The organism is Photobacterium lutimaris (assembly GCF_003025555.1).
In the GTDB taxonomy this organism is placed as follows: domain Bacteria; phylum Pseudomonadota; class Gammaproteobacteria; order Enterobacterales; family Vibrionaceae; genus Photobacterium; species Photobacterium lutimaris.
Window position 1 is genome coordinate 62,833 of sequence record NZ_PYMH01000006.1, and the last position, 21,487, is coordinate 84,319.

22 protein-coding genes are annotated in these 21,487 nt (G+C 49.5%); 11 read left to right on the plus strand and 11 right to left on the minus strand.

All coding sequences use genetic code 11. The annotated features are described in order from the left end of the window. Positions 1 to 113 precede the first annotated feature (113 nt). Positions 114 to 410: a ComEA family DNA-binding protein gene (locus tag C9I99_RS13540; RefSeq protein WP_107349425.1), complete on the plus strand. Its 297-nt coding sequence runs from the start codon at positions 114 to 116 to the stop codon at positions 408 to 410. A 77-nt stretch (positions 411 to 487) separates the two neighbouring features. Here C9I99_RS13540 and C9I99_RS13545 read toward each other — a convergent pair whose 3' ends face one another. Next, positions 488 to 682 carry a hypothetical protein gene (locus tag C9I99_RS13545; protein ID WP_107349426.1) on the minus strand — a complete coding sequence of 65 codons (195 nt, stop codon included), beginning with the start codon at positions 680 to 682 and terminating at the stop codon, positions 488 to 490. 73 nt (positions 683 to 755) lie between these two features. Then, a complete protein-coding gene (rrtA, locus tag C9I99_RS13550; protein ID WP_243734527.1) occupies positions 756 to 1,316 on the minus strand; it encodes a rhombosortase in 561 nt (186 codons plus the stop codon). A gap of 10 nt (positions 1,317 to 1,326) precedes the next feature. On the opposite strand from rrtA, the gene C9I99_RS13555 reads away from it, so the two are divergent. Next, positions 1,327 to 1,947: a tRNA-uridine aminocarboxypropyltransferase gene (locus tag C9I99_RS13555; RefSeq protein ID WP_107349427.1), complete on the plus strand. Its 621-nt coding sequence runs from the start codon at positions 1,327 to 1,329 to the stop codon at positions 1,945 to 1,947. 71 nt (positions 1,948 to 2,018) lie between these two features. On the opposite strand, the gene C9I99_RS13560 is transcribed toward C9I99_RS13555, so the two are convergent. From C9I99_RS13560 to C9I99_RS13575, 3 genes are all read right to left on the minus strand, one after another. Then, positions 2,019 to 3,395, minus strand: coding sequence for an anti-phage deoxyguanosine triphosphatase (locus C9I99_RS13560; protein WP_107349428.1), 1,377 nt, complete (start codon positions 3,393 to 3,395; stop codon positions 2,019 to 2,021). After that, on the minus strand, positions 3,395 to 3,979 hold the full coding sequence (gene yfbR / locus C9I99_RS13565) for a 5'-deoxynucleotidase (RefSeq protein ID WP_107349429.1): 585 nt from the start codon (positions 3,977 to 3,979) through the stop codon (positions 3,395 to 3,397). Before yfbR ends, C9I99_RS13560 begins: the two co-directional genes overlap by 1 nt. A gap of 337 nt (positions 3,980 to 4,316) precedes the next feature. Then, the gene (locus tag C9I99_RS13575) at positions 4,317 to 5,531 is read right to left on the minus strand and encodes a pyridoxal phosphate-dependent aminotransferase (protein ID WP_107349430.1); all 1,215 of its coding nucleotides are present in this window, start codon (positions 5,529 to 5,531) and stop codon (positions 4,317 to 4,319) included. 544 nt (positions 5,532 to 6,075) lie between these two features. Between C9I99_RS13575 and C9I99_RS13580 the strand changes: the two genes are divergently transcribed. Genes C9I99_RS13580 through menE form a run of 5 tightly spaced genes read left to right on the plus strand, consistent with a single transcriptional unit; the run spans position 6,076 to position 12,388 of the window. Beyond that, entirely contained in the window at positions 6,076 to 7,392 is a 1,317-nt protein-coding gene (locus C9I99_RS13580) for an isochorismate synthase (RefSeq protein ID WP_107349431.1), read from the plus strand. Further along, on the plus strand, positions 7,389 to 9,104 hold the full coding sequence (menD, locus tag C9I99_RS13585) for a 2-succinyl-5-enolpyruvyl-6-hydroxy-3-cyclohexene-1-carboxylic-acid synthase (protein ID WP_107349432.1): 1,716 nt from the start codon (positions 7,389 to 7,391) through the stop codon (positions 9,102 to 9,104). Before C9I99_RS13580 ends, menD begins: the two co-directional genes overlap by 4 nt. After that, entirely contained in the window at positions 9,088 to 9,924 is an 837-nt protein-coding gene (gene menH, locus C9I99_RS13590) for a 2-succinyl-6-hydroxy-2,4-cyclohexadiene-1-carboxylate synthase (protein WP_107349433.1), read from the plus strand. Before menD ends, menH begins: the two co-directional genes overlap by 17 nt. A 38-nt stretch (positions 9,925 to 9,962) precedes the next feature. Next, complete coding sequence (gene menC / locus C9I99_RS13595; protein WP_107349434.1) at positions 9,963 to 10,937, plus strand: o-succinylbenzoate synthase; 975 nt, start codon at positions 9,963 to 9,965, stop codon at positions 10,935 to 10,937. Then, on the plus strand, positions 10,925 to 12,388 hold the full coding sequence (menE, locus tag C9I99_RS13600; RefSeq protein ID WP_107349435.1) for an o-succinylbenzoate--CoA ligase: 1,464 nt from the start codon (positions 10,925 to 10,927) through the stop codon (positions 12,386 to 12,388). The genes menC and menE overlap by 13 nt, the downstream gene beginning before the upstream one ends. Before the next feature lie 208 nt (positions 12,389 to 12,596). On the opposite strand, the gene C9I99_RS13605 is transcribed toward menE, so the two are convergent. The 4 genes from C9I99_RS13605 to C9I99_RS13620 form a co-directional block, all read right to left on the minus strand. Further along, complete coding sequence (locus tag C9I99_RS13605) at positions 12,597 to 13,622, minus strand: polysaccharide pyruvyl transferase family protein (protein WP_107349436.1); 1,026 nt, start codon at positions 13,620 to 13,622, stop codon at positions 12,597 to 12,599. Positions 13,623 to 13,869: 247 nt separating this feature from the next. Continuing rightward, complete coding sequence (locus C9I99_RS13610; RefSeq protein WP_107349437.1) at positions 13,870 to 15,738, minus strand: MFS transporter; 1,869 nt, start codon at positions 15,736 to 15,738, stop codon at positions 13,870 to 13,872. A 154-nt stretch (positions 15,739 to 15,892) separates the two neighbouring features. Next, a complete protein-coding gene (locus C9I99_RS13615; RefSeq protein ID WP_107349438.1) occupies positions 15,893 to 16,489 on the minus strand; it encodes a TetR/AcrR family transcriptional regulator in 597 nt (198 codons plus the stop codon). A 274-nt stretch (positions 16,490 to 16,763) separates the two neighbouring features. Beyond that, positions 16,764 to 17,162 (minus strand): NINE protein, encoded by a 399-nt coding sequence (locus tag C9I99_RS13620; RefSeq protein ID WP_107349439.1) that lies wholly within the window; start codon positions 17,160 to 17,162, stop codon positions 16,764 to 16,766. A gap of 195 nt (positions 17,163 to 17,357) precedes the next feature. Between C9I99_RS13620 and C9I99_RS13625 the strand changes: the two genes are divergently transcribed. Together C9I99_RS13625 and C9I99_RS13630 are read left to right on the plus strand one after the other, a co-directional pair. Then, on the plus strand, positions 17,358 to 18,236 hold the full coding sequence (locus C9I99_RS13625) for a Tim44 domain-containing protein (protein ID WP_107349440.1): 879 nt from the start codon (positions 17,358 to 17,360) through the stop codon (positions 18,234 to 18,236). A 165-nt stretch (positions 18,237 to 18,401) separates the two neighbouring features. Next, positions 18,402 to 18,647 carry a TIGR02647 family protein gene (locus tag C9I99_RS13630; protein ID WP_107349441.1) on the plus strand — a complete coding sequence of 82 codons (246 nt, stop codon included), beginning with the start codon at positions 18,402 to 18,404 and terminating at the stop codon, positions 18,645 to 18,647. Here C9I99_RS13630 and C9I99_RS13635 read toward each other — a convergent pair. Then, positions 18,644 to 18,892 (minus strand): YkgJ family cysteine cluster protein, encoded by a 249-nt coding sequence (locus tag C9I99_RS13635; RefSeq protein ID WP_107349629.1) that lies wholly within the window; start codon positions 18,890 to 18,892, stop codon positions 18,644 to 18,646. The genes C9I99_RS13630 and C9I99_RS13635 overlap by 4 nt on opposite strands. A 232-nt stretch (positions 18,893 to 19,124) precedes the next feature. On the opposite strand from C9I99_RS13635, the gene C9I99_RS13640 reads away from it, so the two are divergent. Then, on the plus strand, positions 19,125 to 19,559 hold the full coding sequence (locus tag C9I99_RS13640; RefSeq protein ID WP_107349442.1) for a YcgN family cysteine cluster protein: 435 nt from the start codon (positions 19,125 to 19,127) through the stop codon (positions 19,557 to 19,559). Between the two features lie 208 nt (positions 19,560 to 19,767). Beyond that, positions 19,768 to 20,322 (plus strand): hypothetical protein, encoded by a 555-nt coding sequence (locus C9I99_RS13645; RefSeq protein WP_133638234.1) that lies wholly within the window; start codon positions 19,768 to 19,770, stop codon positions 20,320 to 20,322. A 121-nt stretch (positions 20,323 to 20,443) separates the two neighbouring features. Here the strand turns inward: C9I99_RS13645 and dusC are convergent, their stop codons facing one another. Beyond that, entirely contained in the window at positions 20,444 to 21,394 is a 951-nt protein-coding gene (gene dusC, locus C9I99_RS13650; protein ID WP_107349444.1) for a tRNA dihydrouridine(16) synthase DusC, read from the minus strand. Positions 21,395 to 21,487 lie beyond the last annotated feature (93 nt).

Consider the following 21,487-nt stretch of genomic DNA (forward strand, 5'->3'; position numbering starts at 1 on the left):
ACGGGCCGCCATTGTGCGGCCCGTCGTTTTTTTGTGCAAAGGATAATATTTCTCATGTACAGCCAGACAGACTAACGCCACCCTTACTCCTGAATTACACAAGGAGAAAGATAATGAAAAAAACTATCGTATCTATGTCGTTGGTTGTTGCATTGGGCATCGGCTTGGCATTACCCGTTGCTGCCAATGGTGATAGTCATGAGGGAATTGAAATTACCATAAATATCAATAATGCCAATGCAGAAGAGCTGGATAAGTTATTGGTGGGGATTGGGCCAGACAAAGCGGCCAGTATTATTGAATACCGCAACGCGAACGGACCTTTCTCGTCAGCGGATGAGTTGAGTAAGGTGAAGGGGATAGGCGCGTCGACGGTTGAGAAAAACCGTGAACGCATTAAGCTACAATAATTAGCCGCTTATCATTACATTGCGCGGCTGCTTAGTTTCAAAGGAGAGAGGTGAGTTGTTCTCCTTTGTTGTACCGTTTATTTGCTTGCACGATAGCTAAAACGTGGCCTAGCCGGTGAAAAGTGGATCGGGTAGCCATCAGCTTCATACTCTTTGGCAATACGCTTGGCTGCCTCGAGCGGGAATTTGTATTTACCTCTTGAGCCCACTCTCACGATACCTGTTGGCAGTGAAATATTGATGCGGTACAAAGCTTCAGACGATAATGACATTGGAATACCTACACTTATCCTGATTGATCTTAAATACTCAAGTATTCTCTGAAAAGGTGTATTCTAAGTGCAACTAATTATCAATGGCAATCTTCTTTTTTATATTTTCTGCAACGGCAAAAAACACCCCGGCCAACGTACCGGCCAAGTGCGCTTCAACAGCGACTCTGGCACCAATCAGCTCGGCTGAGCTGGCTGAACCGCCTGCTACCTGCTCCCATATTACCTTGGCGATAACGGCTAACAGCAATAGCCAGCCGAGTTTATCTTTTGCTTTGATATCTTGTATCGCCCCCCAGGCAAATACCCCGTGGAGTACGCCTGATAGCCCTGCATACCAGTGCATCGGGCTGAACCACAAGGCCACACCAATAAAGCCTGCGGTGGATAGGATCAGGAAGGCAAGGCGTGTTGCGCTAAGATAGCGGCGAAAGATGAAGGTAATGATTGCCAAGCCGAGACTGTTCATTATCATGTGTGCCCAGTTGGTGTGGGTCAGGTTCCCGCTGACTAGCCGCCAAATTTCGCCATGCGTGATAGCAGGGCGCAGCCAAACCAGCAGTGGCTGGATACTGGGTAATTGGGCAACGGTCATCATAGCGATGATAATGAAAACGAAGATACGAATAGACAAGGCTACCTCGATGAGTCGATATTGTGAAAAGTGCGGTAAAGCAACCAAGGCATGTATTTGCCGCTGGATCCAACAGCTTGATGCTAAAACTGAATTGTGGATTTTACAACATCCATCGGAAGTAAAGCGTGCAATTGGTACCGCAAGGATCCTGACCTTGTCGCTTCCTAACGCCAAACTGTGGGTGGGGGAAGACTTTTCACAGCATGAGGAAATTAACCATTTGCTGGCTGAACAGGGTCGTCAGGCATGGGTGGTGTATCCGGGAGAAGGAGCGGCGCCTATTTCGAGCCTTGTTGGCGCTGAGCAAACTCACGCTATGCAAGCCAAGCGGACATTGATTTTGCTTGATGGCACTTGGAAGAAAGCCTACAAAATGTGGCAGCTATCGGCAAACTTGCAGCAATTGCCCACGGTGGCGCTTGGTCATGTCGATCAGGGCAATTACCGTATTCGAAAATCGCCTAAATCAGAGGGCGTGTCGACCGTAGAGGCCGGCTACCTCGCCCTGAGCGCCTTGGAAGGGGACGACGATAAATTCGCCCCGCTGCTCGAAGCGTTCAACCAGATGATCGAGTTCCAGATCCAGCAGATGCCGCAAGGGGTGTTTGAAAAAAACTATAGATCCTAGTTCCTGGATGCGAGTTCCTAGGCCCTGGGCTCTACCTCTAGGATCAAGGAACTAGGCTCTCGCTCCTACTTTCAATCCCCTCCATGAAACCCAATGCCGCTGGCGGACGTTGGGTGGAACAAGGTGCTGTATAGCCGCTGGGCAAAGCCATCGGTCATGCCTGAGATATAATCGGCGATGATCCGGTGGGCATTTTCTCCCTTGTCATTGCTGTGGCGCCAGCGTTCACGGGTATTTTCCGGCAGCAAGCGTTCGGGATCCGACGCAAAGGCCTCGAATAACTCCATCACCAATTGTTGGCCTTTGTATTCCAGTAATTGGATATCGGGCTTATGGACCACATATTGGCTGACAAACTGTTTGAGCACGTCAAGTACCAGCTCCATCGGTTCAGATAAGAACGCATTCCATTGTAATAGTGGTGCCTCGAAACTATCGATGCCATTTTGGATCGTTGGGGCAATATGGATAGAGGTCAGCAAGGCATTGACCATCGCCCCTATCGCATCTTTGCGCTGGTGGTGGGTGCCAAACAACTGGTCACTCAATACCCCGATACGCTCTTCCAACCACGGTTCGCCGCAGTCGGCCAGCTTGCTGGCAACCACTTCCTGCCATTGCTCGCGGGTGACAATCCCCATCACAATTGCATCTTCCAGGTCATGCACGCCATAGGCAATATCATCGGCCAGCTCCATGATAGAGCAATCCAAGGATTTGAAACGCGTCTTCAGGTGCTCACTCGGCTTGGGGCGCTCACCGCGCATTTGGCCGAAGAGCTGGCAGTCATGGTCGGATAAGGGGGCCAATACCCAGTCAAAGGTTGTACTGTCATCGTTGTAAATGCCTTTGGCGGGATACCAGTCCTTGGCCTTGAGGTGGCGGAAATGATGGACATCCGCGGGGATCTCTGTCGCCCGGGTATGGCTGATAAAAGCGGGGTATTTGAGAAGTCCGAGTAAGGTTCGCCGTGACAGGTTCATACCGAACTGCTCGGTATACGGTTCGAGCAGGGTGACGATCCGAAATGTCTGGGCGTTTCCCTCGAACCCACCGTGCTCTCGCATCATGTAGTTAAGGGCGACTTCACCGCCATGACCGAAAGGGGGATGACCGATATCGTGAGCCAGACAAAGGCTTTCCATCAGGCTGTTAGACGGCAACAGGTCACGAAATTCCGGTTGTTTTATCTTCAACTGCGCCACAATACCGGTGCCAATTTGTGATGCTTCCAGTGAGTGGGTCAGACGGGTGCGGTAGAAGTCATGATGCCCGGCACCGTGGACCTGGGTTTTCGCCTGCAGCCGCCGAAACGCGGCGGAATGAAGGATCCTGGCACGGTCACGCTGGTACGCCGAGCGGTGGTCGTTGCGCCGCATTTTCTGCTCATTGCTTTTGCGTGTTTCCCATTGTTGGCTGAATTCAGGTGGGAGGGAGATAACTGTCATTAGCTGATCTCATCAAGGGTCAGGTTGAAGCTGTCGACAAACGTCTTCAGGAAATACTCCATTTCTGGAGTTGTTCGGGCATTCAGGGTCTGCTCAAGGTTATTCTTGGCCGAGGTGAATTCGTGGTTTCCCGCATTGAGCTCTTCGAGGCATTTTAGGTAAGCACACAGGCTGTCGGCTTGCTTGACGATAGCATAGTCGTCTTTGTCTACCTGATGGCTATCGAGCAGCGGGGCGTAGTCATCACGGAACTCTTCGGGCAGCATTGACAGTAACTTCTTCTCGGCGGCAAGCTCTATCTTTTTGTACTCCTCGGCAATGGCCGGATTGTAGTACTTGATAGGCGTGGGCATATCCCCGGTCAGCACTTCACTGCAGTCGTGGAACATGGCCAGTAGTGCGATGCGTTCAGGGTTGGTATTGCCGCCGAATTTACGGTTTTTGATCAAAGCGAGGGCATGGGCGACAAAAGCGACCTGAAGGCTATGCTCTGAAATATTTTCGGTTTCGACGCAGCGCATTAACGGCCAGCGCTGGATCAGTTTCATTCGGGCAAGATGAGCAAAAAAATGGCTTTGTTTCATAGTGATACTTCTTGGCGGTGAGGGCTGGATACAAAATGAAATATCTTTTAAAGGTAACAGAATTTATCTCGAAGCAAACGATAAAATGTTGGGAAGCAGGCTAGAGGCTAGAGGCTAGGGGCAAGAGCGGCCAGAGGCTCTGGGTAAAAGAGCCCAAAATCTGTTATTTGTTAAGTAAAAGGGCAGGGGGTTGATTTCGACATCCTGCCCTATAGTTTTCTGAATCGCCAATCGCCAATCGCCAATCGCCAATCGCCAATCGCCAATCGCCAATCGCCAATCGCCAATCGCCAATCGCCAATCGCCAATCGCCAATCGCCAATCGCCAATCGCCACGTTACTGGCGGTAACCGTGCAGGAAGCGCTCCAGGCGTCCCATTGCCATCTCCAAGTCGTCGACCCGAGGCAGGGTAACGATGCGGAAGTGATCAGGTTGCTTCCAGTTGAAGCCGGTACCATGGACGACCAGTACTTTCTCCTGCTGGAGGAAGTCCAAAGCGAAACGCTGGTCATCGATAATGTTGAATTTCTTCTGATCCAGTTTCGGGAACAGGTACAAAGCCCCTTTGGGCTTCACGCAGGAGACGCCCGGGATCGATGTCAGTAAGTCATAGGCACGATCACGCTGTTCCAGCAAACGGCCGCCCGGCAAGATCAGCTCGTTGATACTCTGGTAGCCACCGAGTGCGGTTTGGATGGCATGTTGCATCGGCACATTGGCACACAATCGCATCGATGAGAGCATCTCAAGCCCCTCGATATAACTTTTCGCGACATGCTTCGGGCCGGACAAGACCATCCAACCGGCACGGAAACCACATACCCGATACGACTTGGATAGGCCGTTGAAGGTCACACAGAATACGTCTTCGGCCAGCGGGGCAATCGAGGTGTGCTGGGCACCTTCATATAAGATCTTGTCATAGATCTCATCGGCAAAAATGATCAGCTTGTGCTGGCGGGCAATCTCCACCACCTCCAGCAGGAAGTCCCGGCTGTAAACCGCTCCTGTTGGGTTGTTTGGGTTGATCAGCACAATACCGCGGGTATTCGGGGTGATTTTGCTACGGATATCGTCGAGGTCTGGATACCAGTCGGATTGCTCGTCGCAGGTATAGTGTACAGCTTTGCCGCCAGACAGTGATACCGCGGCGGTCCATAACGGGTAATCCGGAGAGGGCACCAGCATTTCGTCATTGTTGTTGAGCAGCGCTTGCATTGCCATCACAATCAGTTCGGACACCCCGTTGCCGATATAGACATCTTCTACGTCCAGATCAAGCATCCCGCGTTTTTGGTAATGTTGGACAACCGCTTTTCGGGCTGAGTAGATGCCCTTGGAATCACAGTAGCCTTGCGATGTTGGCAGGTTACGGATCACGTCCACCAGAATTTCATCAGGGGCATCAAAACCGAACGGCGCAGGGTTGCCGATATTGAGTTTGAGAATTTTATGCCCTTCCTCTTCCATGCGTTTGGCATGCTTCAGAACGGGACCTCGAATGTCGTAACAGACATTGTTGAGTTTTGATGACATCCCGATGTTTTGCATTAGTGGTGGTATCCTGTTTCAAGCCGTTAATTACAACAAATTACACTATAAAACCGTAATAAATAAACACCCTGCAGGAATAAGTAGCGTAAAATAGTGGTTTGTATAATTAAATTCTAACTTGTCAGGTGGGATCCACTGGCTGGCTGGCGAAACAGGGGGTATTTAGCTCCTTGAGTAGAATAAAATATTACATTGCAGGGAATTGCTGGAGATTTCAGCAAAAAATGATGCTATTTGGGCCGGAATTGTCGAAATTGACGGCGAAATAATATCTCGTTAGCCCGCTATCTGCTCAGCTCGGTAATTATGGGGCCGGAGTCTTGAATTGTGATGAGATATGAAGATTCATGTTGAGTCATTACTTTATTAGTCAGAATGGGAGTTCTGGGGTAGAATGCGAACATTCGGTATGTGGTCTATTGCTTTCAGCTGTGTGACTTGCTGGGGGACCACATACAGGGCGAAAGATGCTAATTGATTAGCCATTTACCATCAGCCAGGGATGAGCCAATTTTGTGCTTGAGAGCTGAGTGAGGTTACCTTGACCGCGTTACAAAAAGCCGTTGAGTTACTGCTTGAAAAAATTCGACAATCCACGCCAACAACTCAACGAATCACGGTAAAGCTGGATCTGCCAGCCAATACCGATCTGATTGATTGGATGGAATCCCAACCCCTGTTTCCTAAGTTTTACTGGCAGTCCCGTGACTGTCGCGAGGAAGTAGTGGCGCTCGGGCAAATTAAAACATTTACCGATCCTAAAGCTGCCGAGAAAATCTTGGCGGACGATCAGCGTATTTGGGGGGGGCGTTCATTTGATGGTCGCACCCAGCGTAACAGACGATGCATGCCTTCTTTCTTCTTCCTGCCGTTGTTGGAGATCTTCCGTTTGGACGGTGGCTGGAATATTGCGGTGAACCTGTCTGCCGAGAGCCGAGGAAAAGTGGTTGAGGCTTTGGCCCAGCTCACGCTTGCTACGGTTGAAGTTCCGCAGATCACCAGTAAGATTTTAGGCCGGACATATAGCCCCGACTTCGCGGGGTGGTCACAGATGATAGGCAACGCCCTCGATGCCATTTCTCAGAAAGTGTTCGAGAAGGTGGTCTTGGCGCGTAAAACGACCCTGACCCTTGATACGCCTGTCTCACCGGCCCAGCTGCTAAAAGCAAGCCGCGACAACAACCATAACAGCTTCCATTTCATGATGGCGCTTGATGCCAAGCATTGTTTTGTCGGTTCTACCCCGGAGCGGTTGTTCCTGCGCCAAGAGCAAGATCTGCTTACCGAGGCGCTGGCCGGTACTATCGGCCGTGGCGTAGACATGGCGGAAGATAACCGCTTGGCGCAATGGCTGCTTGATGACAACAAGAACCGTTATGAAAACCGCTTAGTGGTTGATGATATCGTTGACCGTTTGGTTCCCCGTTGTATCAGCATGAATGTGGCTCAGACGCCGGAGCTTATCCGCCTGCGTAAGGTCCAGCACCTTAAGCGGGGAATCGATGCCCAGCTTAATGACGGCGTTGAAAACTCGGAACTGCTCGATAGCCTGCAGCCAACGGCGGCCATTGCCGGTCTGCCAAGGGATAAAGCGTTGGACTTTATCAGCGAGCATGAACCCTTTGCCCGTGGTTGGTACAGTGGTGCGGTCGGTTTTCTGGGCGCGCGTCGCAGTGAATTCTGTGTCGCTATCCGCAGTGCGTTGATCATGGGTGACGAGTTACACTTGTTCGCCGGAGCCGGAATCGTTCCGGGATCGACGGCAGACAGTGAGTGGAAAGAGCTGGATCGTAAAACATCGACGCTTTGCAGTTTACTGGCCAGTGATGAGCCTGATTGGGAGCGCCAGACGGCATGAACAATGGGGTTTCGACAAGAGCTGCCTTGAACCAGTTGTGGGCAGGGCTGATGCTCGAAGAATTAGTGCGCCATGGGGTAAAGCACATTTGTATTGCCCCTGGCTCTCGCTCTACACCACTGACACTGGCAGCCGCTAAAAACGGCAAATTGGCCATTCATACTCATTTTGACGAGCGTGGCCTGGGGTTTTTGGCCCTTGGCCTTGCCAAAGCAACCCATGAGCCTGTCGCGGTCGTGGTGACATCCGGTACCGCCGTGGCCAACTTGTTACCTTCCGTCGCCGAAAGTGGCCTGACTGGGGAAAAGCTAGTATTGCTCACTTCAGATCGCCCGGTTGAGCTGATCGATTGTGGGGCCAACCAAGCTATCCGTCAGCATGGTATTTTCTCTACCCATGTCACCGCATTTGAAGATATTCCTTCTCCGACTCAAGATATCAGTCCGGTATGGCTGCTATCTACCGTAGATAAAGCCATGTACCAGCAGGCACAACGTGGTGGGGCAGTCCATTTCAATTGCCATTACCCCGAGCCGCTCTATGGTGAGGAGGGCGACTTTTCTGACTATCTCCAACCGGTCCAATATTGGCAATCTAACCATTCACGCTTTACCCAGTATGTTGATGCCGAGCGAAATGGCGTTGCTCTCGATGCTGAGCAGTGGCAAGCAATGCAAGGTAAGAAAGGGATTGTGATTGCAGGGCGGGTAGCACCGACTGAACTTGTGGCTATTGGTGAACTGGCACAGGCGCTTGGTTGGCCGCTGTTGGCCGACCCGCAAGCCGGTGGTAGCAGTGACTGGGCCGGATTTGATGTCTGGCTGCAAAACGAGGCATGTCGTCAGCATTTGTTGCAAGCGGACAGTATTATTCAGTTTGGCGGTCGTTTGGTGTCCAAACGATTGGGACAGTTACTGGGCTCGAAAAACTGGCAACATTACTGGCTGGTGGACCCATTGCCAGCAGCGCTTGATCCCAGCTTTGCGGCAACGGCCCGTATCCAGGTCAATACCGTCAGCTTTGCCACCCTTCTATCCGAACATGCAACCGGCGGAAATACGAGTGGTTGGGCTGATAACCTTAAACAGGCTTCAAGCCTTTGCCTTAGCACTATCCAAAACAAGTATACCGCGCTTAATGAAGTGAGCTTGGCCGCCAATGTGATGGATTGGGTCAGCCCAGACACAAGCCTGTTTTTGGGCAATAGCCTGATTGTCCGCTTGTTGGACATGTGCGGTCGCATGCCAAGAGCCGCGACGTTTGCTAACCGTGGTGCATCGGGTATCGATGGCTTGATAGCCACGGCTGCCGGTGTGCAGCGTGCCGATGAGCAGTCGATGCTGTGTGTCTTGGGTGATACTTCGTTGCTTTATGATCTCAATTCACTGGCCTTACTTAACAATGTCGAGCAACCGGTTGTGGTTTTGGTGACCAACAACGACGGTGGGGCGATCTTTGATTTGCTGCCGGTACCGGATAGCCAGAAAGACAGCTTATACCGGATGCCCCATGGCCTAAGTTTTGCTCATGCCGCAGCAATGTTCGGGTTAGGGTATGCCTGCCCGACGACACTGGATGATGCCAAGCAGGCTGTTGAAAAGGGGTTGGCGACGGCAGGAGCGACACTGGTTGAAGTGCAGACTCCAGCCGGGGAAAGTGGCCAATTGCTGCGCGCGATATTTAGCGAGATCAAGCATGCGACTTTACTCTGAAACCTTTTATGCAAAAGCTCCCGATCCCAAAGATCAGGACCTAAGCCCCCAAGCGGAACCGTCTCTACCTACACTGGTGTTTGTGCATGGCTTATTGGGGGCTGGCCGCGACTGGTTACAGGTCGTTAATCAACTGAGCGGGAAGTATCCCTGCCTGACCGTCGATTTGCCCGGCCATGGCCATAGCCGATTAGTGCAAACTGAAGACCGCGATCAGCAAGGTTTCGCTCAAGCCAGCCAATGGCTAACCGAGACCTTGAGCGCGCGCGGAGTGACGCGCTATATCCTGATTGGCTACTCACTCGGCGCGAGGGTGGCGATGTATCATGCCTGCCATCAGGATGTTGAACAGAAAGCAAAACTGGTTGGTTTGGTTTTGGAAGGCGGGCATTTCGGGCTACCGCAAAGTGAGCGGGCTGCAAGGTTGGACAATGATCAGCGCTGGGCGCAACGATTTGCTTCCCAGCCCATTGTTGATGTGCTGGCCGATTGGTACCGGCAACCGGTTTTTTCATCTTTGAATCATGACCAAAGACAAGGTTTGATCGCCAAGCGCAGTGATAACCTTGGTGTTTCTATAGCACATATGTTGCTGGCTACATCGTTAGCCAAACAACCTCTCCTGCAGTCTCAGTTAACCGGGTTAACCATACCGGTACATTATCTTTGCGGAGAGCAAGATCAAAAGTTTACGCGTCTGGCCGAAGGCTCCGGTTTGTCTTACCAGATAATTGAAGGCGCCGGCCATAATGTTCATGCTGAACAGCCATATGCTTTTGCCAGAGCAGTAGACAATTTTATTTTAAGCAGATTATTTTAAGCTTATTCTTTTAAGAATAAGGCAGATGGAGTTTTATGATGCGTAGCGCGAAACTATACCAATACCAGCTTCCTATGGACTCCGGTGTGATCCTGCGTACCCAGCGATTGGTGAATCGCGACGGCTGGATTGTTGAGCTGCAGGACGGCGATCAAAAAGGCTACGGTGAAATCGCGCCATTGCCTGAGTTTAGCCAAGAGAGTGCAGAGCAAGCTGGCGAGCAGGCGCAAGCATTGCTGGAGCAGTGGGTATCAGGTCAGGCGATCGATTTAGAAAAAGCGCTTCCATCTGTGGCGTTTGGTCTGAGCATGGCAGAGCTTGAACTTCAAGGTGGCTTGCCACAAGCCGGTAACTATACGGTTGCTCCGCTTTGTGCGGGGGATCCCGATGATCTGGTGATTGCCTTGAATGACATGCCGGGCGAGAAAGTGGCCAAAATCAAAGTCGGCATGTACGAAGCCGTGCGCGATGGCATGGTCGCAAATATGTTTGTCGACTCCATTCCGGGGATCCGCCTGCGTTTGGATGCCAACCGCCAGTGGACACCACTGAAAGCCCAGCAGTTTGCCAAATACATGAAACCGGAGAACCGAGGTGGTATCGCGTTTCTTGAGGAGCCTTGCCAGTCGCCAGCCGATAGCTTGGCCTTTGCGCAGGAAACCGGCATTAATATTGCTTGGGATGAAACCGTGCGTGATGAGGGCTTCGAGGTAAAAGCTGAACCGGGCGTGGTAGCAATTGTGATTAAGCCGACACTGATCGGTAGTGTACAGCGCTGTATCGAACTGGTTAAACAGGCGAACGAACAAGGCTTGACAGCGGTGATCAGCTCAAGCATGGAAAGCAGCCTTGGCTTGAACCAGCTAGCCCGTTTTGCCGAATGGCAAACGCCAGATGTGATCCCTGGCCTTGATACCATGCAGTTGTTCCTCAGCCAGCTGGAGACTCCATGGCCTCATTGTGAGTTGCCGCTGAAAACCTTGTCTGATCTGGATGTGGCATGGTCGAAATAAGAAAGACTGTTCATGTGGAGGCCGTCGCGGACGTGACGTTTTCCACTTGGCCATGGCAACACTGGGCAAAAGAGCGGCCGTCTTCGGTCGCTCTCTCGTTTGACGAGCAGCAATTTAGCTGGGCTGAATTGGCAGAAAAAGTCGATGAATATGCCAAAGGCTTGGTTGAGCAGGGCTTGAAGCGTGATCAGCTGGTGGCTGTCGTCGCCCCTAACTCGGTATCGGTGATCTGGTTATTGTTAGCCATCTTGCGAACCGGGGCCCGCTATGTCGGGCTTAACCCGCATTTGAGCCAGCAAGCGCTCTCCAACCAACTGGCACTGCTTGAGTGTGACTTTATTTGGTATCCGGCCAAATCCGGTGCCGCATTGGACCGTGTCCAAGGTAGCAAGCAAGCCGGTCAACAAGCGTTGCCTCATCGGTTACAGCTGCTTCCACCACAAACGCCGCGAATGGTGCCGGTCACCTGGCAAGCATCTCGCGCGGCGACCCTGACCATGACTTCGGGGTCGACCGGTCATCCCAAAGCGGTGGTGCATAATGCCCAGAGCCATTTGGCCAGTGCCGCAGGTTTGCTTCAGTGGATGGCATTTGATGGTGAGGATAGCTGGCTGTTGTCATTGCCGCTATTTCATATCTCCGGTATGGCGATTGTTTGGCGTTGGTTATATCGCGGCGCGAAACTTGTTGTTGCCTCCTCGCAGGATTTGGACGTGGCACTGGGTAAAGTTACCCACGCATCATTGGTACCGACTCAGCTCCAGCGGGTGCTGGAGAATAACCGTGCTTCATCTCTGTCATTGAAGCGAGTATTGCTGGGCGGGGCGGTGATCCCGGTCAGCCTGACCGAGCGTGCCAAGCAAGCCGGTATCGAGTGTTGGTGCGGCTATGGCATGACCGAAATGGCCTCGACAGTAACGGCCAAGCTGGCCGATACAAGTGCTGGCGTCGGTGCTGTTTTGCCACACCGTGAGCTGATGCTCAAAGATGGCGAGGTGCTGGTGAAGGGGAAAGCGTCGGGGATGGGGTATTACCGTAATCGGACTATCTTTCCTTTTTCTGAACAGGAGTGGTTTGCGACCAAAGATCTCGCCAGTTGGCATGATGAAGAGTTGTTCATCCTTGGCCGTAAAGACAATATGTTCATCTCCGGTGGCGAGAATATCCAGCCGGAAGAGATTGAGAAAGTGCTATTGTCTCACCCTGCGGTCGATCAGGCCTTTGTCCTGCCGATGGCAGACAAGGAGTACGGGCAACGCCCCGTCGCTATCGTGTCTACCTCACCGGAACTTGATGAAACGCTAAATGAGGATTTAGACGGTTACATGAAGCAACAGGTGATGGGCCTGTGCCGTCCGGTGAAATATTTGCTTTTGCCTTCACATCTTTGTGCTGGGGGGATCAAAATATCTCGCAAGCAGCTTGCACAATGGCTGACTGAACAACACTAATCTTCCCCCAAATAAAAAAGCCCGAGGTGATCACCTCGGGCCTTAACTGCTACTGTAATTATGAGGAAGTGACAGCGACTTCACGAACCCAAGTTTTACTTGCTATTTGGAATGGCTATTTATAATGATAAATCGAGAAAAGGTTCGGTTTATCAGCTTGATATATTAAAGAGGTGTAGGGTAATAACACCTTGACAGAATGCTATCGTTATTTATCAATCAAGCTATTGATCTCTTTGAACATACCCTCTATCTTTCTAGGTGCCTCATTTATATATTTTAAAATATTTGACTCCTCTTCTGAAGTAAGTTCTTTAAATGTTGAAGAGGCTACCTCTGGTTCAGATACGATTCTTGATTTATCAATACCGACATCTGATAAAATACCTTCAATTTTATGAGAATTAGATTTTAATGCTAAAAATGGTGTTAGGGTTTTTAATGCGAAACAAAGAGAATGATATCTGGCAATTATCATAAACTTTGAACTAGCTATCTTATTAACATAGCTTTCGTAGTCATTTAAATAGTAAAACTTTCTGATTTTTTTATATTTAAATTTAATTAGTTTTAGCTTGTGAAATGGGTACCTTATTGCTTTGAATAAATTAGATTCAGCATGTTTAAATAAAGAATTAACAGTAATTTTTCTAATTTTACTGTTCGTTTTAGCTGGCAAGAATTCATATCCTTCTTTTAAACTTAAAAGATACAATTTCTCACTTAAGTCGAAATAGACACTATCTGTAATACCTACTCTCCCGGTAGTTTCTTTTTTTGACAAGTCATACTTAGAGTAAAATGACATGTCTGGGACTACTTTTGACTTTATATCATACTTGGCTAATTCTTGCTGACTTAAGCTTTCTCGTACAAAAATTAAATCATAGCACTTTATACTCTCAATAATTTCACTGTTATTTTCTTGACATGTGGAATTAATAAGTACTACAGGTATATTTAATTTTTCCTTAACATAATTTCCAACTGATATTAGGTCTTTAGCTCTGGGTTGTGAGTGGTGTAAAGTTCCTTCACCATTAACAATGACAATATCAGCTTGAGACATACTAACTATAAAGCTTTTATTCTCGACCCATGGTTTTCCCACTGGGTGAGTGTCTATAGTTTTTATTCCATTTTTAAGTAAAAGCTCCTTTATGTTCTTTACAACTGTTTCACAACCATGATGCGATTCAAATGCAGTATCATTTAATATAACAGCTTTTTTCATATGTATACCTGTCTAAACCTAAGCTTTTATTCTTTTTATCTTTAGTTGCACTATGTCTAAGCACGGTCATATCCCAAAAAATTAGTTGTAAATTAATACTGAACTGTTCTAGGGCTTAATGATTTGGACTAGCGTAACGTTTCTCAAACCAATGAACCAAGGGGTTGATGAGAGTGCTGACAGTGCGTTGATAAAGCCGACTAACATATCGAATTTTAGCTCTTTTGGGAACTAACAACTAGGATATTCATCGATTTTCCCCCCGCAAATTCAGCACTTCCTCACGCAAATGGCTACTGTTAGTCTCTTCAGGCGAAATAGGCTCACCGGCAACAATCGTCACTTTTGACCAGAAACGTTTCGGTATTTTCAGTAATGCCCGACCGCCTTCTCGGCTGAAGAAGCTGCCCCATAGCCCTTGAATTGCAACAGGGACGACCGGAACAGGAGAGCGCTTGATAATGAGATCGATACCTCGCATGAAAGGCCCCATTTCGCCATCATAGGTCAGTTGACCTTCAGGGAAAACACAGACCACATCACCACGCTCAAGACGCTTGCTGACATCGACAAAGGCTTTCATGATCGACCTTCTGTCCGTTGCGTCAATAGGGACCACTTTACAGGCACGGCAGAAGCTTCGGATCATCGGCAAGCTGTAAATGTCCTTGTCCATCAAGAAGCGGATAGGGCGTGGACAGGCGCCGGCGAGCAACAGGGCATCCATATAGCTGACATGGTTGCAGACAATCAGCACACCGCCTTTCTCTGGAATATTGGCTAAGTTTTTATGGGTTACCCGGTACATGGTATGACTGACCAGCCAAACCATAAAGCGCCAGAAGAAGTCGGGAGTCTGAACGTAAATGTAGGCCACCACGACAAGGTTCAGCACCGAGAGGATCAGGAAGAACTGCGGGATGGTAAATTCCAGCACTGCGAGTACCACAATCCCGCTGATTGCGCTGATGACCATGAAAATCGCATTCCAGATGTTGTTGGCAGCCACCACCTGGGCACGCTCTGTTTCCTTGGCTCGGTGTTGCATCATGGCATACAGCGGCACAATGAAGATCCCGCCAGATACCCCCAGCATGGTCAGGCAGACAAATACGCTAAGTAGTTGCGGGTCGGTGACAAATTCGATAATGGATTGGGTTTCAGGCATTGAACTAGGCGTGCTGAACATCAGTCCGGCACCAAATAGAGTGATCCCCATGCTGCCCAACGGGACTATCCCCGGCTCGATACGATGGCCCGATAACCGGTCACAAAGTAGCGAACCGATAGCGATGCCAATGGAAAACAGAGTCAGTAGAAAGGAGACTGAGGCGGCATTGCCCCCCAAGTGCAGTTTGGCAAAGTTCGGAAACTGTGTCAGGTAGCTGGCACCGAGGAACCAGAACCAGCTGATCCCCAAAATACATTGGAAGACGGTTTTATCTTGGCGGGCAATAGCCAGCGTTGTGCGGGTCTGTCGTATTGGTTGCCACTTGAATTTCAGATCGGGGTTACTCGGTTTAACCGAGGGGATCCCTTGTGAACACAGATAGCCAATAACCGCAAAACTGACCACGCTGATTGCTGCGATATAGGCTGCCTGCTCTTCATTGGCGATGACGCCGGCCAGCAGGGTGCCGATAAGAATGGCGAGGAAGGTGCCGGTTTCGACCAAAGCATTCCCCGAAACCAGTTCTTCTTTTTTGAGTTGCTCGGGTAGCAAGGCATACTTCGCCGGGCCGAAAAATGCTGATTGGGTACCCATCAGGAACAGGAGGATGAGCAACATCAGGTAGTTTTCGCTGATAAAAGCAAAGGCCGCCAGTGACATAATGACAATCTCAGCCATTTTGACCACCCGCATGATGCTGGCCTTGTCATACTTATCGGTGATCACACCAGCGGTCGCGGAAAACAGGAAAAAAGGCAAAATGAATAAGCCCGCAGCCAGATTGATGACCAGATCGCTGTCGACTGGCAGGGTGCCAGGTGCCGCAAAGGCGATCAGGATAAGCAGGACATTCTTGTAGACATTGTCGTTGAAGGCCCCGAAGGCTTGCGTAAGGAAGTAGGGCAGGAATCGCCGCTGGGTTAGAAGTCGAGACTGATCTGACATGAATACTTTAGCCTGAGTTCGATTTGATCACCGAAAGTCATCACCGCAGCTATTGCGGGTTGAAAAATGACGTTATCACTATCATTTGTTGACATGAGAATATAAGTATCTGGCCTCATAGAAGGCCAGATACGGCATAATTACACGCTGCTAATTAGCCTTTCCAAGCATTAAGGTAAGTGCCTAGTAGGTTATTAATCAATGCTTTACCATCGACAGGAACGGAGGTGAACAGTTTGTCATCAACTGACAGCAAGGTGATACCGTGAACGCCAGACCAGATCACTCGGCTCGCTTCAAGGGTTTCATCACTGTTAAGCTGAGGGTTGATCTGTTGGATCAATGTTTCCAGCATACCTGTCATGTTGTTGATACGTTCCGACTGCCACTCAGGCAGTTCTTCACCGTTCATGGTGTGTTGGAAAATCAACTGCCAGCGGTATGGGTTTCGCGAGGCAAAGTCAAGGTAGCAAAAGGCAAGGCGCTTTAGGGCATCTTCCGCTGATGAGGCTTCTTTCATTTCTGCTTCTGCTTCCGCGAACAGCTCATCAAGAGTCTGAGCAACAGCGTGCAGCAGTAGCAGGTTGTAGTTGCCGAACACGTTAACCAATGTACTTGGTACATAGCCAATCATTGCCGCAACCTTGCGCAGGCTAAGTTCATGGTGGGGGTGTTCAGCGAGAAAGTTTTTGACTTGCTCCAGTGTCATACTTACCAACTCTTCACGAGTATGGTCGTTTCGTCTTGCCATCAAAGTTACTCTTAATCGAATAAGTCTTATTTTGCTTAATTGTAATATGCCCAAATCAAGTGGGTATGATGCAAAATAAGTTTTTTTGCAGAAAGGCAAAAAATAATTAGAACATTGTTCGATATTCTAGTGTTAACCACAAGAATAGGTCAAGTGGCTTATCTTTTACGGTAACTATTTCTGACAATTACTTGGTGAGTTGTGAGCCTAGTCATGGCAAATACCAGCACTAATTTGAATGCTGGCATTATTATTGACTATTTTAACAGCATCGCTAGGTTCGGCGCCGCTCCTGGTTTTGAATCGAGACTTGATCGTTGAGGGTCCAGAAGTCGATTAAGATTCCGATCAGGAAAAAGCCGAAGGTGCACAGATACAAGAGACCGGTCAGCCATTTGCCCATGTACATTCGGTGCACACCAAAGACGCCCAGGAACGTCAGTAGTAGCCAGGCAACGGTATAGTCGATATCACCGCCCTGGAAACGCAGGTCGGCTTCTCTGTCCATGGAAGGGATCAGGAACAGGTCAATCAACCACCCGATGCCGAACAGTCCCAGCGTGAAAAACCAGATAGTGCCGGTGACCGGCTTGCCGTAGTAAAAGCGGTGGGCACCGGTGAAACCGAAAATCCACAATAGATATCCGATCAGTTTGCTGTGAGTATCTTGCATATATGATCCCGTCTAGATAAAAATTATTAACACTTTGAAGTTATTAAGGTTAAAACTTAACCCAGTCTAGCATGACAAGACAGAATTTCGTCGATACTAAATATTAGTAACAATTTGCTTATGTGGTTTGGTTGACATTCAGTTGAAGCGGTTTACGATGCAACCTTCGATATAAGGCAAAGGTAATTCATTCAAATGAAACGCATCTTCACAATATTTGCCCTGATCTTAACGGTTGCGTTTATCGCGCCAGAGGTTGAGGCAAAGAGATTTGGTGGCGGTAAATCATTTGGCAAAAGCTTTAAAACTGCGCCAGTGAAAAAGCAACAACCGCAACAAACGGACACCCTGAGACAGCAGCAGCAACCAGGCGCGAATCAGGCAGCAACATCAAGCAAGAAAGGACTAATGGGCGGCCTGATGGGCGGTCTCTTGGCCGGTGGATTGCTTGCAGCCTTCTTCGGCGGTGCGTTTGAAGGTATCCAGTTCATGGATATTCTGATTATGGGCTTAATTGCCTTTGTTATCTTCAAATTATTTAAAACCATGCGTAGCGCAAAATCGACCCCGATGGGTCACCGCGAAGCGTATGCCGGCAACGCCCCACGTCAGCCGCAGCAACCGAACCAGTTCCGCCAGCAGGCGAATCAGGGTGGCATGGCGCAGGAAGAGTACGTATCAACCGATAGCGACGTACCATTCAATCTGCCTCCAGGCTTTAATATGAATGCATTCCTAAACGGCTCTCGTGAACATTACCGTACAATCCAAGGTGCATGGAACCATAATGAGCTAGGCAAAATCCGCGAGTATGTCAGCCCGGCATTGCTTGATGACTTGATTGCCGAGCGCGCCAAGCTTGACGGTGAACAGCATACCGAAGTCATGTACGTTGATGCCGAGCTGGTACGTGCTGACTACGATGCCAATATCGCGCAGCTGAGTATTAAATTCTCTGGCCGCTACAAAGATCGTCAGGAAGGTGTTGAAGAGGATATTACTGATATCTGGCACCTTGAGCGTGATTTGCGTGCAGCTAATGCGCCTTGGCTGATTGTTGGTATCCAAGCATAACGGTTAAGCGCAAGATTGAATAAACCGCCCCTTTGGGCGGTTTTTTTATAGCAAAAATATGATCTTGCTCGCTTTCGTGATGTCACTGAATTGATCTCAACACCTACAATTATTCTGCCAAGCCGCTAATATTATTGTTAGGTTAATTCAGTAAGAGAGAAAAGCATGCCGTACAATGCCGATTTAGTTCACGAGATGAACTTGCTAGTGAAATTCCCAATGCACAGTGATTTGGAGGGGATAAAAGTACGCAGTGATGCCATGCCTGAGCTGGTACAAGCAGCACAGCGGTTGTATGCGAAAGGGTTGGTGACACAGGAAGATGGCGGTTACCTTACGCACTCAGGCCATCAGGCCGTTGAGCACGCCAAGTCTGTTTTGCGTATCTTAACCGGCAAGGTTTCGGTTTAGGTCAGACTTTCCAATTCGGTAATATTATCCAATGCCTGCTTGTTACTACTCCCACACAGTGACGAGCAGGCTTTAAATTGATGACAGACGGCGGGCCGTTCTGGCTGGCCGAAAATCTTGCATAGATTATTGTCATTAAGCTGAATGCAGCGAACGCCAGCAGGTTTCCCTTTCGGCATACCGGGGATCGGCGAAGAAATACTTGGTGCAATACAGCACGCTCCACAGCCTAATCGACACTCCATCATTTACCACTCATCTACACTAATTAAAACGGTTGCGAACGTTACCACTCTCTCCGCACGGGATCAAAAAAATGTGACTTTACCGGTTAGGGATAAGAGTGATTCTTATTACATGGTGATATTGGTGGCAAAGGGCCAGAAGTACTTGCACTTTGTGGGTGTGGAAGCTATAAAACCGCCTCCATGATAGGCCTTGGCAAGTCGCAAGGTGAGAGCAACAGAAGGCAAAGTGATGACGCACTATTGGCAAGAGAAAGATTTAAAGGAAATGACCGATCAGGAGTGGGAAGCGCTGTGTGACGGCTGCGGCAAATGCTGCCTGCACAAGTTGATCGATGATGATACCGATGAAATCTACTACACCAATGTTGCCTGCAGCCTGCTGGACAACAAGACCTGTTCTTGCAAAGACTACCCAAACCGCTTTGAGTCCGGTGAAGAGTGCCTCAAGCTGACCCGCGATCGCATCGACGAGTTCGTTTGGTTGCCGGAAACCTGCGCCTACCGTTTGCTGGCTGAAGGCAAAGCACTGCCTGAATGGCACCCATTGCTCACTGGCTCGAAAGATGCCATGCATGCCGCGAATGAGTCGGTACGTGATAGCGTGGTGTATGAGATTGACGTTATCGATTGGGAAGACCACATCCTGAACCATCCGAATCGCTAACCTCTAACACTTTTTTCCTTCCCTCTTTGATCGCCAATAATGCGCAAGAGGGGAGGTGATAAGCTTGCTTAATTCCCCTTTCCTCGGTTGAAATCGACCTAAGTCCCAGAACTTAAACTTTTATTTATATTTTCTTTTAGCATCAAACTCTTGAAAAAAATGTCTGCATATGGATACTTACTCAAAATGATGATGTAGGGTAAGTGCAATGAGTGCTCTGAGGCGGGCATACAAGCCAAGAATTCCAATGCCAAGCCACCAGTGCTCAATGGTCAATCGTGAGACACTGCCACGGGAGTGCGGAGTGTATGCCATTTCGCAGGGATTTGAATGTTTGCTGGTGGGCAGTGCGACAGACGTAGGAAAAGCGCTGCAATCTCTGCATAAAGTAGGGGATGTCCAGATCACCCATGGCTGTACAGCGCAGTTCTGGCGTTGCCGGGAAGAGAACAGGCAGGCAATGGAACTGTCGTTTATCTATTCGATGGATCCCAAGTTCAATATCCACCTGCCGGATGACTTCGTTAAAATTATGACGGACTACCTCAAACCGGAATCGAGTTTGGCGGGGGAAGATATCGAACGTTTTTTTCAGCACTTCCAAGCAAACCGGTCATACAAGGTGCATGAGCACGAAGAGCGGCGTCGCAAAACGGAAGTGACCCGGCTTGCTTATTTGGCGGCATTTAGCGAATTAACCGATAACGAACTGGATACGGTTCAGGACGCCTTGGCGCAAATTCGACGTGAGCGCAGGGCTTGATAAAAATACGTTACATTAAAACCAGCTCAAGTAACTATCGCACGTTGCGATTTAGCCAAAAAAGAGAAAGCCAGCACATTGACATGTTGCTGGCTTTTTTATGTTTGGTTGGTGCTGGCAATCAGGCTGCGAGCTCGGCGTAGCTGCGCTGGAGAATATCGACAATAGGGCCCGCTTTGTTGTGTTTGCGGATATCGGCAAACAGTGCTTTGGCCTGTGGGTATTGATGGCGCAGGTAGGCAAACCACTGTTTGATGCGGTTCGGGTAATACAGCCCTTTATCCCCTTTGATTTCATAGGTGGAGTACTTCAGCAAGAGCTGGAGCACTTCTTCCCAGCGCATGTGTTCTTGATTATATTTCACCACATTGCCAAGGTTTGGCAGGTTAATCGCACCGCGGCACACCATCAGGGCATCACTGCCGGTGGCCGCTACGCAGCGCTGGCCATCTTGGTAATTCCAGATCTCGCCATTGGCAATGATTGGCGTGGTCATTTTTTCTTTCAGCTGGTGGATGTAATCCCACTTGATGGTCTCGGCCTTGTAGCCATCGGTCTTGGTACGGGCATGAACGGCAATCTCGTCGGCACCCGCTTGAGCGACGGCATCGGCAATTTCAAAGCAGTGGTTGGGATCATCCCAGCCCAAACGGACCTTGGCCGTGACCGGCAGGCGGGGATCGGTTGCGGCACGTACTGCTTTGACAATGTCGTACATTAAGTCTGGGTCTTGGAGGAGAACTGCACCGCCTCGGCTTTTATTGACCGATTTGGCCGGGCAGCCGAAGTTGATGTCAATGCCGGGAGAGCCAAGGGAAACCGCGCGATGGGCGTTTTCTGCCAGCCAGTGAGGGTCTTGCCCCAAAAGCTGGACGCGAACTGGCGTGCCGGCGACGGTTTTTCCGCCTTGACGTAATTCGGGACACAAGCGGTAAAACACACTGCTTGGCAATAACTGATCAACCACACGGACAAACTCCGTGACGCAAAGATCATAATCATTGATGTCTGTCAGCATTTCCCGCATCAGGTGGTCAAGAACACCTTCCATCGGGCCTAGAATTACTCGCATGTGATTTCTCTTTTGTGCAGTGTGCAAAAGTATAGGCGAGGGCTGATCCGGGCTGTCAGCGTCGTGCCTGTTGGGTGCGAGATTCTAGTGGGT

Bases quoted from the DNA above. Each gene is read 5' to 3' on its own strand.
- C9I99_RS13540 (WP_107349425.1), top strand. From the start codon at position 114: ATGAAAAAAACTATCGTATCTATGTCGTTGGTTGTTGCATTGGGCATC.
- C9I99_RS13545 (WP_107349426.1), bottom strand. From the start codon at position 682: ATGTCATTATCGTCTGAAGCTTTGTACCGCATCAATATTTCACTGCCA.
- C9I99_RS13555 (WP_107349427.1), top strand. From the start codon at position 1,327: ATGAGTCGATATTGTGAAAAGTGCGGTAAAGCAACCAAGGCATGTATT.
- C9I99_RS13560 (WP_107349428.1), bottom strand. From the start codon at position 3,395: ATGACAGTTATCTCCCTCCCACCTGAATTCAGCCAACAATGGGAAACA.
- yfbR (WP_107349429.1), bottom strand. From the start codon at position 3,979: ATGAAACAAAGCCATTTTTTTGCTCATCTTGCCCGAATGAAACTGATC.
- C9I99_RS13575 (WP_107349430.1), bottom strand. From the start codon at position 5,531: ATGCAAAACATCGGGATGTCATCAAAACTCAACAATGTCTGTTACGAC.
- menD (WP_107349432.1), top strand. From the start codon at position 7,389: ATGAACAATGGGGTTTCGACAAGAGCTGCCTTGAACCAGTTGTGGGCA.
- menH (WP_107349433.1), top strand. From the start codon at position 9,088: ATGCGACTTTACTCTGAAACCTTTTATGCAAAAGCTCCCGATCCCAAA.
- menC (WP_107349434.1), top strand. From the start codon at position 9,963: ATGCGTAGCGCGAAACTATACCAATACCAGCTTCCTATGGACTCCGGT.
- menE (WP_107349435.1), top strand. From the start codon at position 10,925: ATGGTCGAAATAAGAAAGACTGTTCATGTGGAGGCCGTCGCGGACGTG.
- C9I99_RS13605 (WP_107349436.1), bottom strand. From the start codon at position 13,622: ATGAAAAAAGCTGTTATATTAAATGATACTGCATTTGAATCGCATCAT.
- C9I99_RS13610 (WP_107349437.1), bottom strand. From the start codon at position 15,738: ATGTCAGATCAGTCTCGACTTCTAACCCAGCGGCGATTCCTGCCCTAC.
- C9I99_RS13615 (WP_107349438.1), bottom strand. From the start codon at position 16,489: ATGGCAAGACGAAACGACCATACTCGTGAAGAGTTGGTAAGTATGACA.
- C9I99_RS13620 (WP_107349439.1), bottom strand. From the start codon at position 17,162: ATGCAAGATACTCACAGCAAACTGATCGGATATCTATTGTGGATTTTC.
- C9I99_RS13625 (WP_107349440.1), top strand. From the start codon at position 17,358: ATGAAACGCATCTTCACAATATTTGCCCTGATCTTAACGGTTGCGTTT.
- C9I99_RS13630 (WP_107349441.1), top strand. From the start codon at position 18,402: ATGCCGTACAATGCCGATTTAGTTCACGAGATGAACTTGCTAGTGAAA.
- C9I99_RS13635 (WP_107349629.1), bottom strand. From the start codon at position 18,892: ATGGAGTGTCGATTAGGCTGTGGAGCGTGCTGTATTGCACCAAGTATT.
- C9I99_RS13640 (WP_107349442.1), top strand. From the start codon at position 19,125: ATGACGCACTATTGGCAAGAGAAAGATTTAAAGGAAATGACCGATCAG.
- C9I99_RS13645 (WP_133638234.1), top strand. From the start codon at position 19,768: ATGAGTGCTCTGAGGCGGGCATACAAGCCAAGAATTCCAATGCCAAGC.
- dusC (WP_107349444.1), bottom strand. From the start codon at position 21,394: ATGCGAGTAATTCTAGGCCCGATGGAAGGTGTTCTTGACCACCTGATG.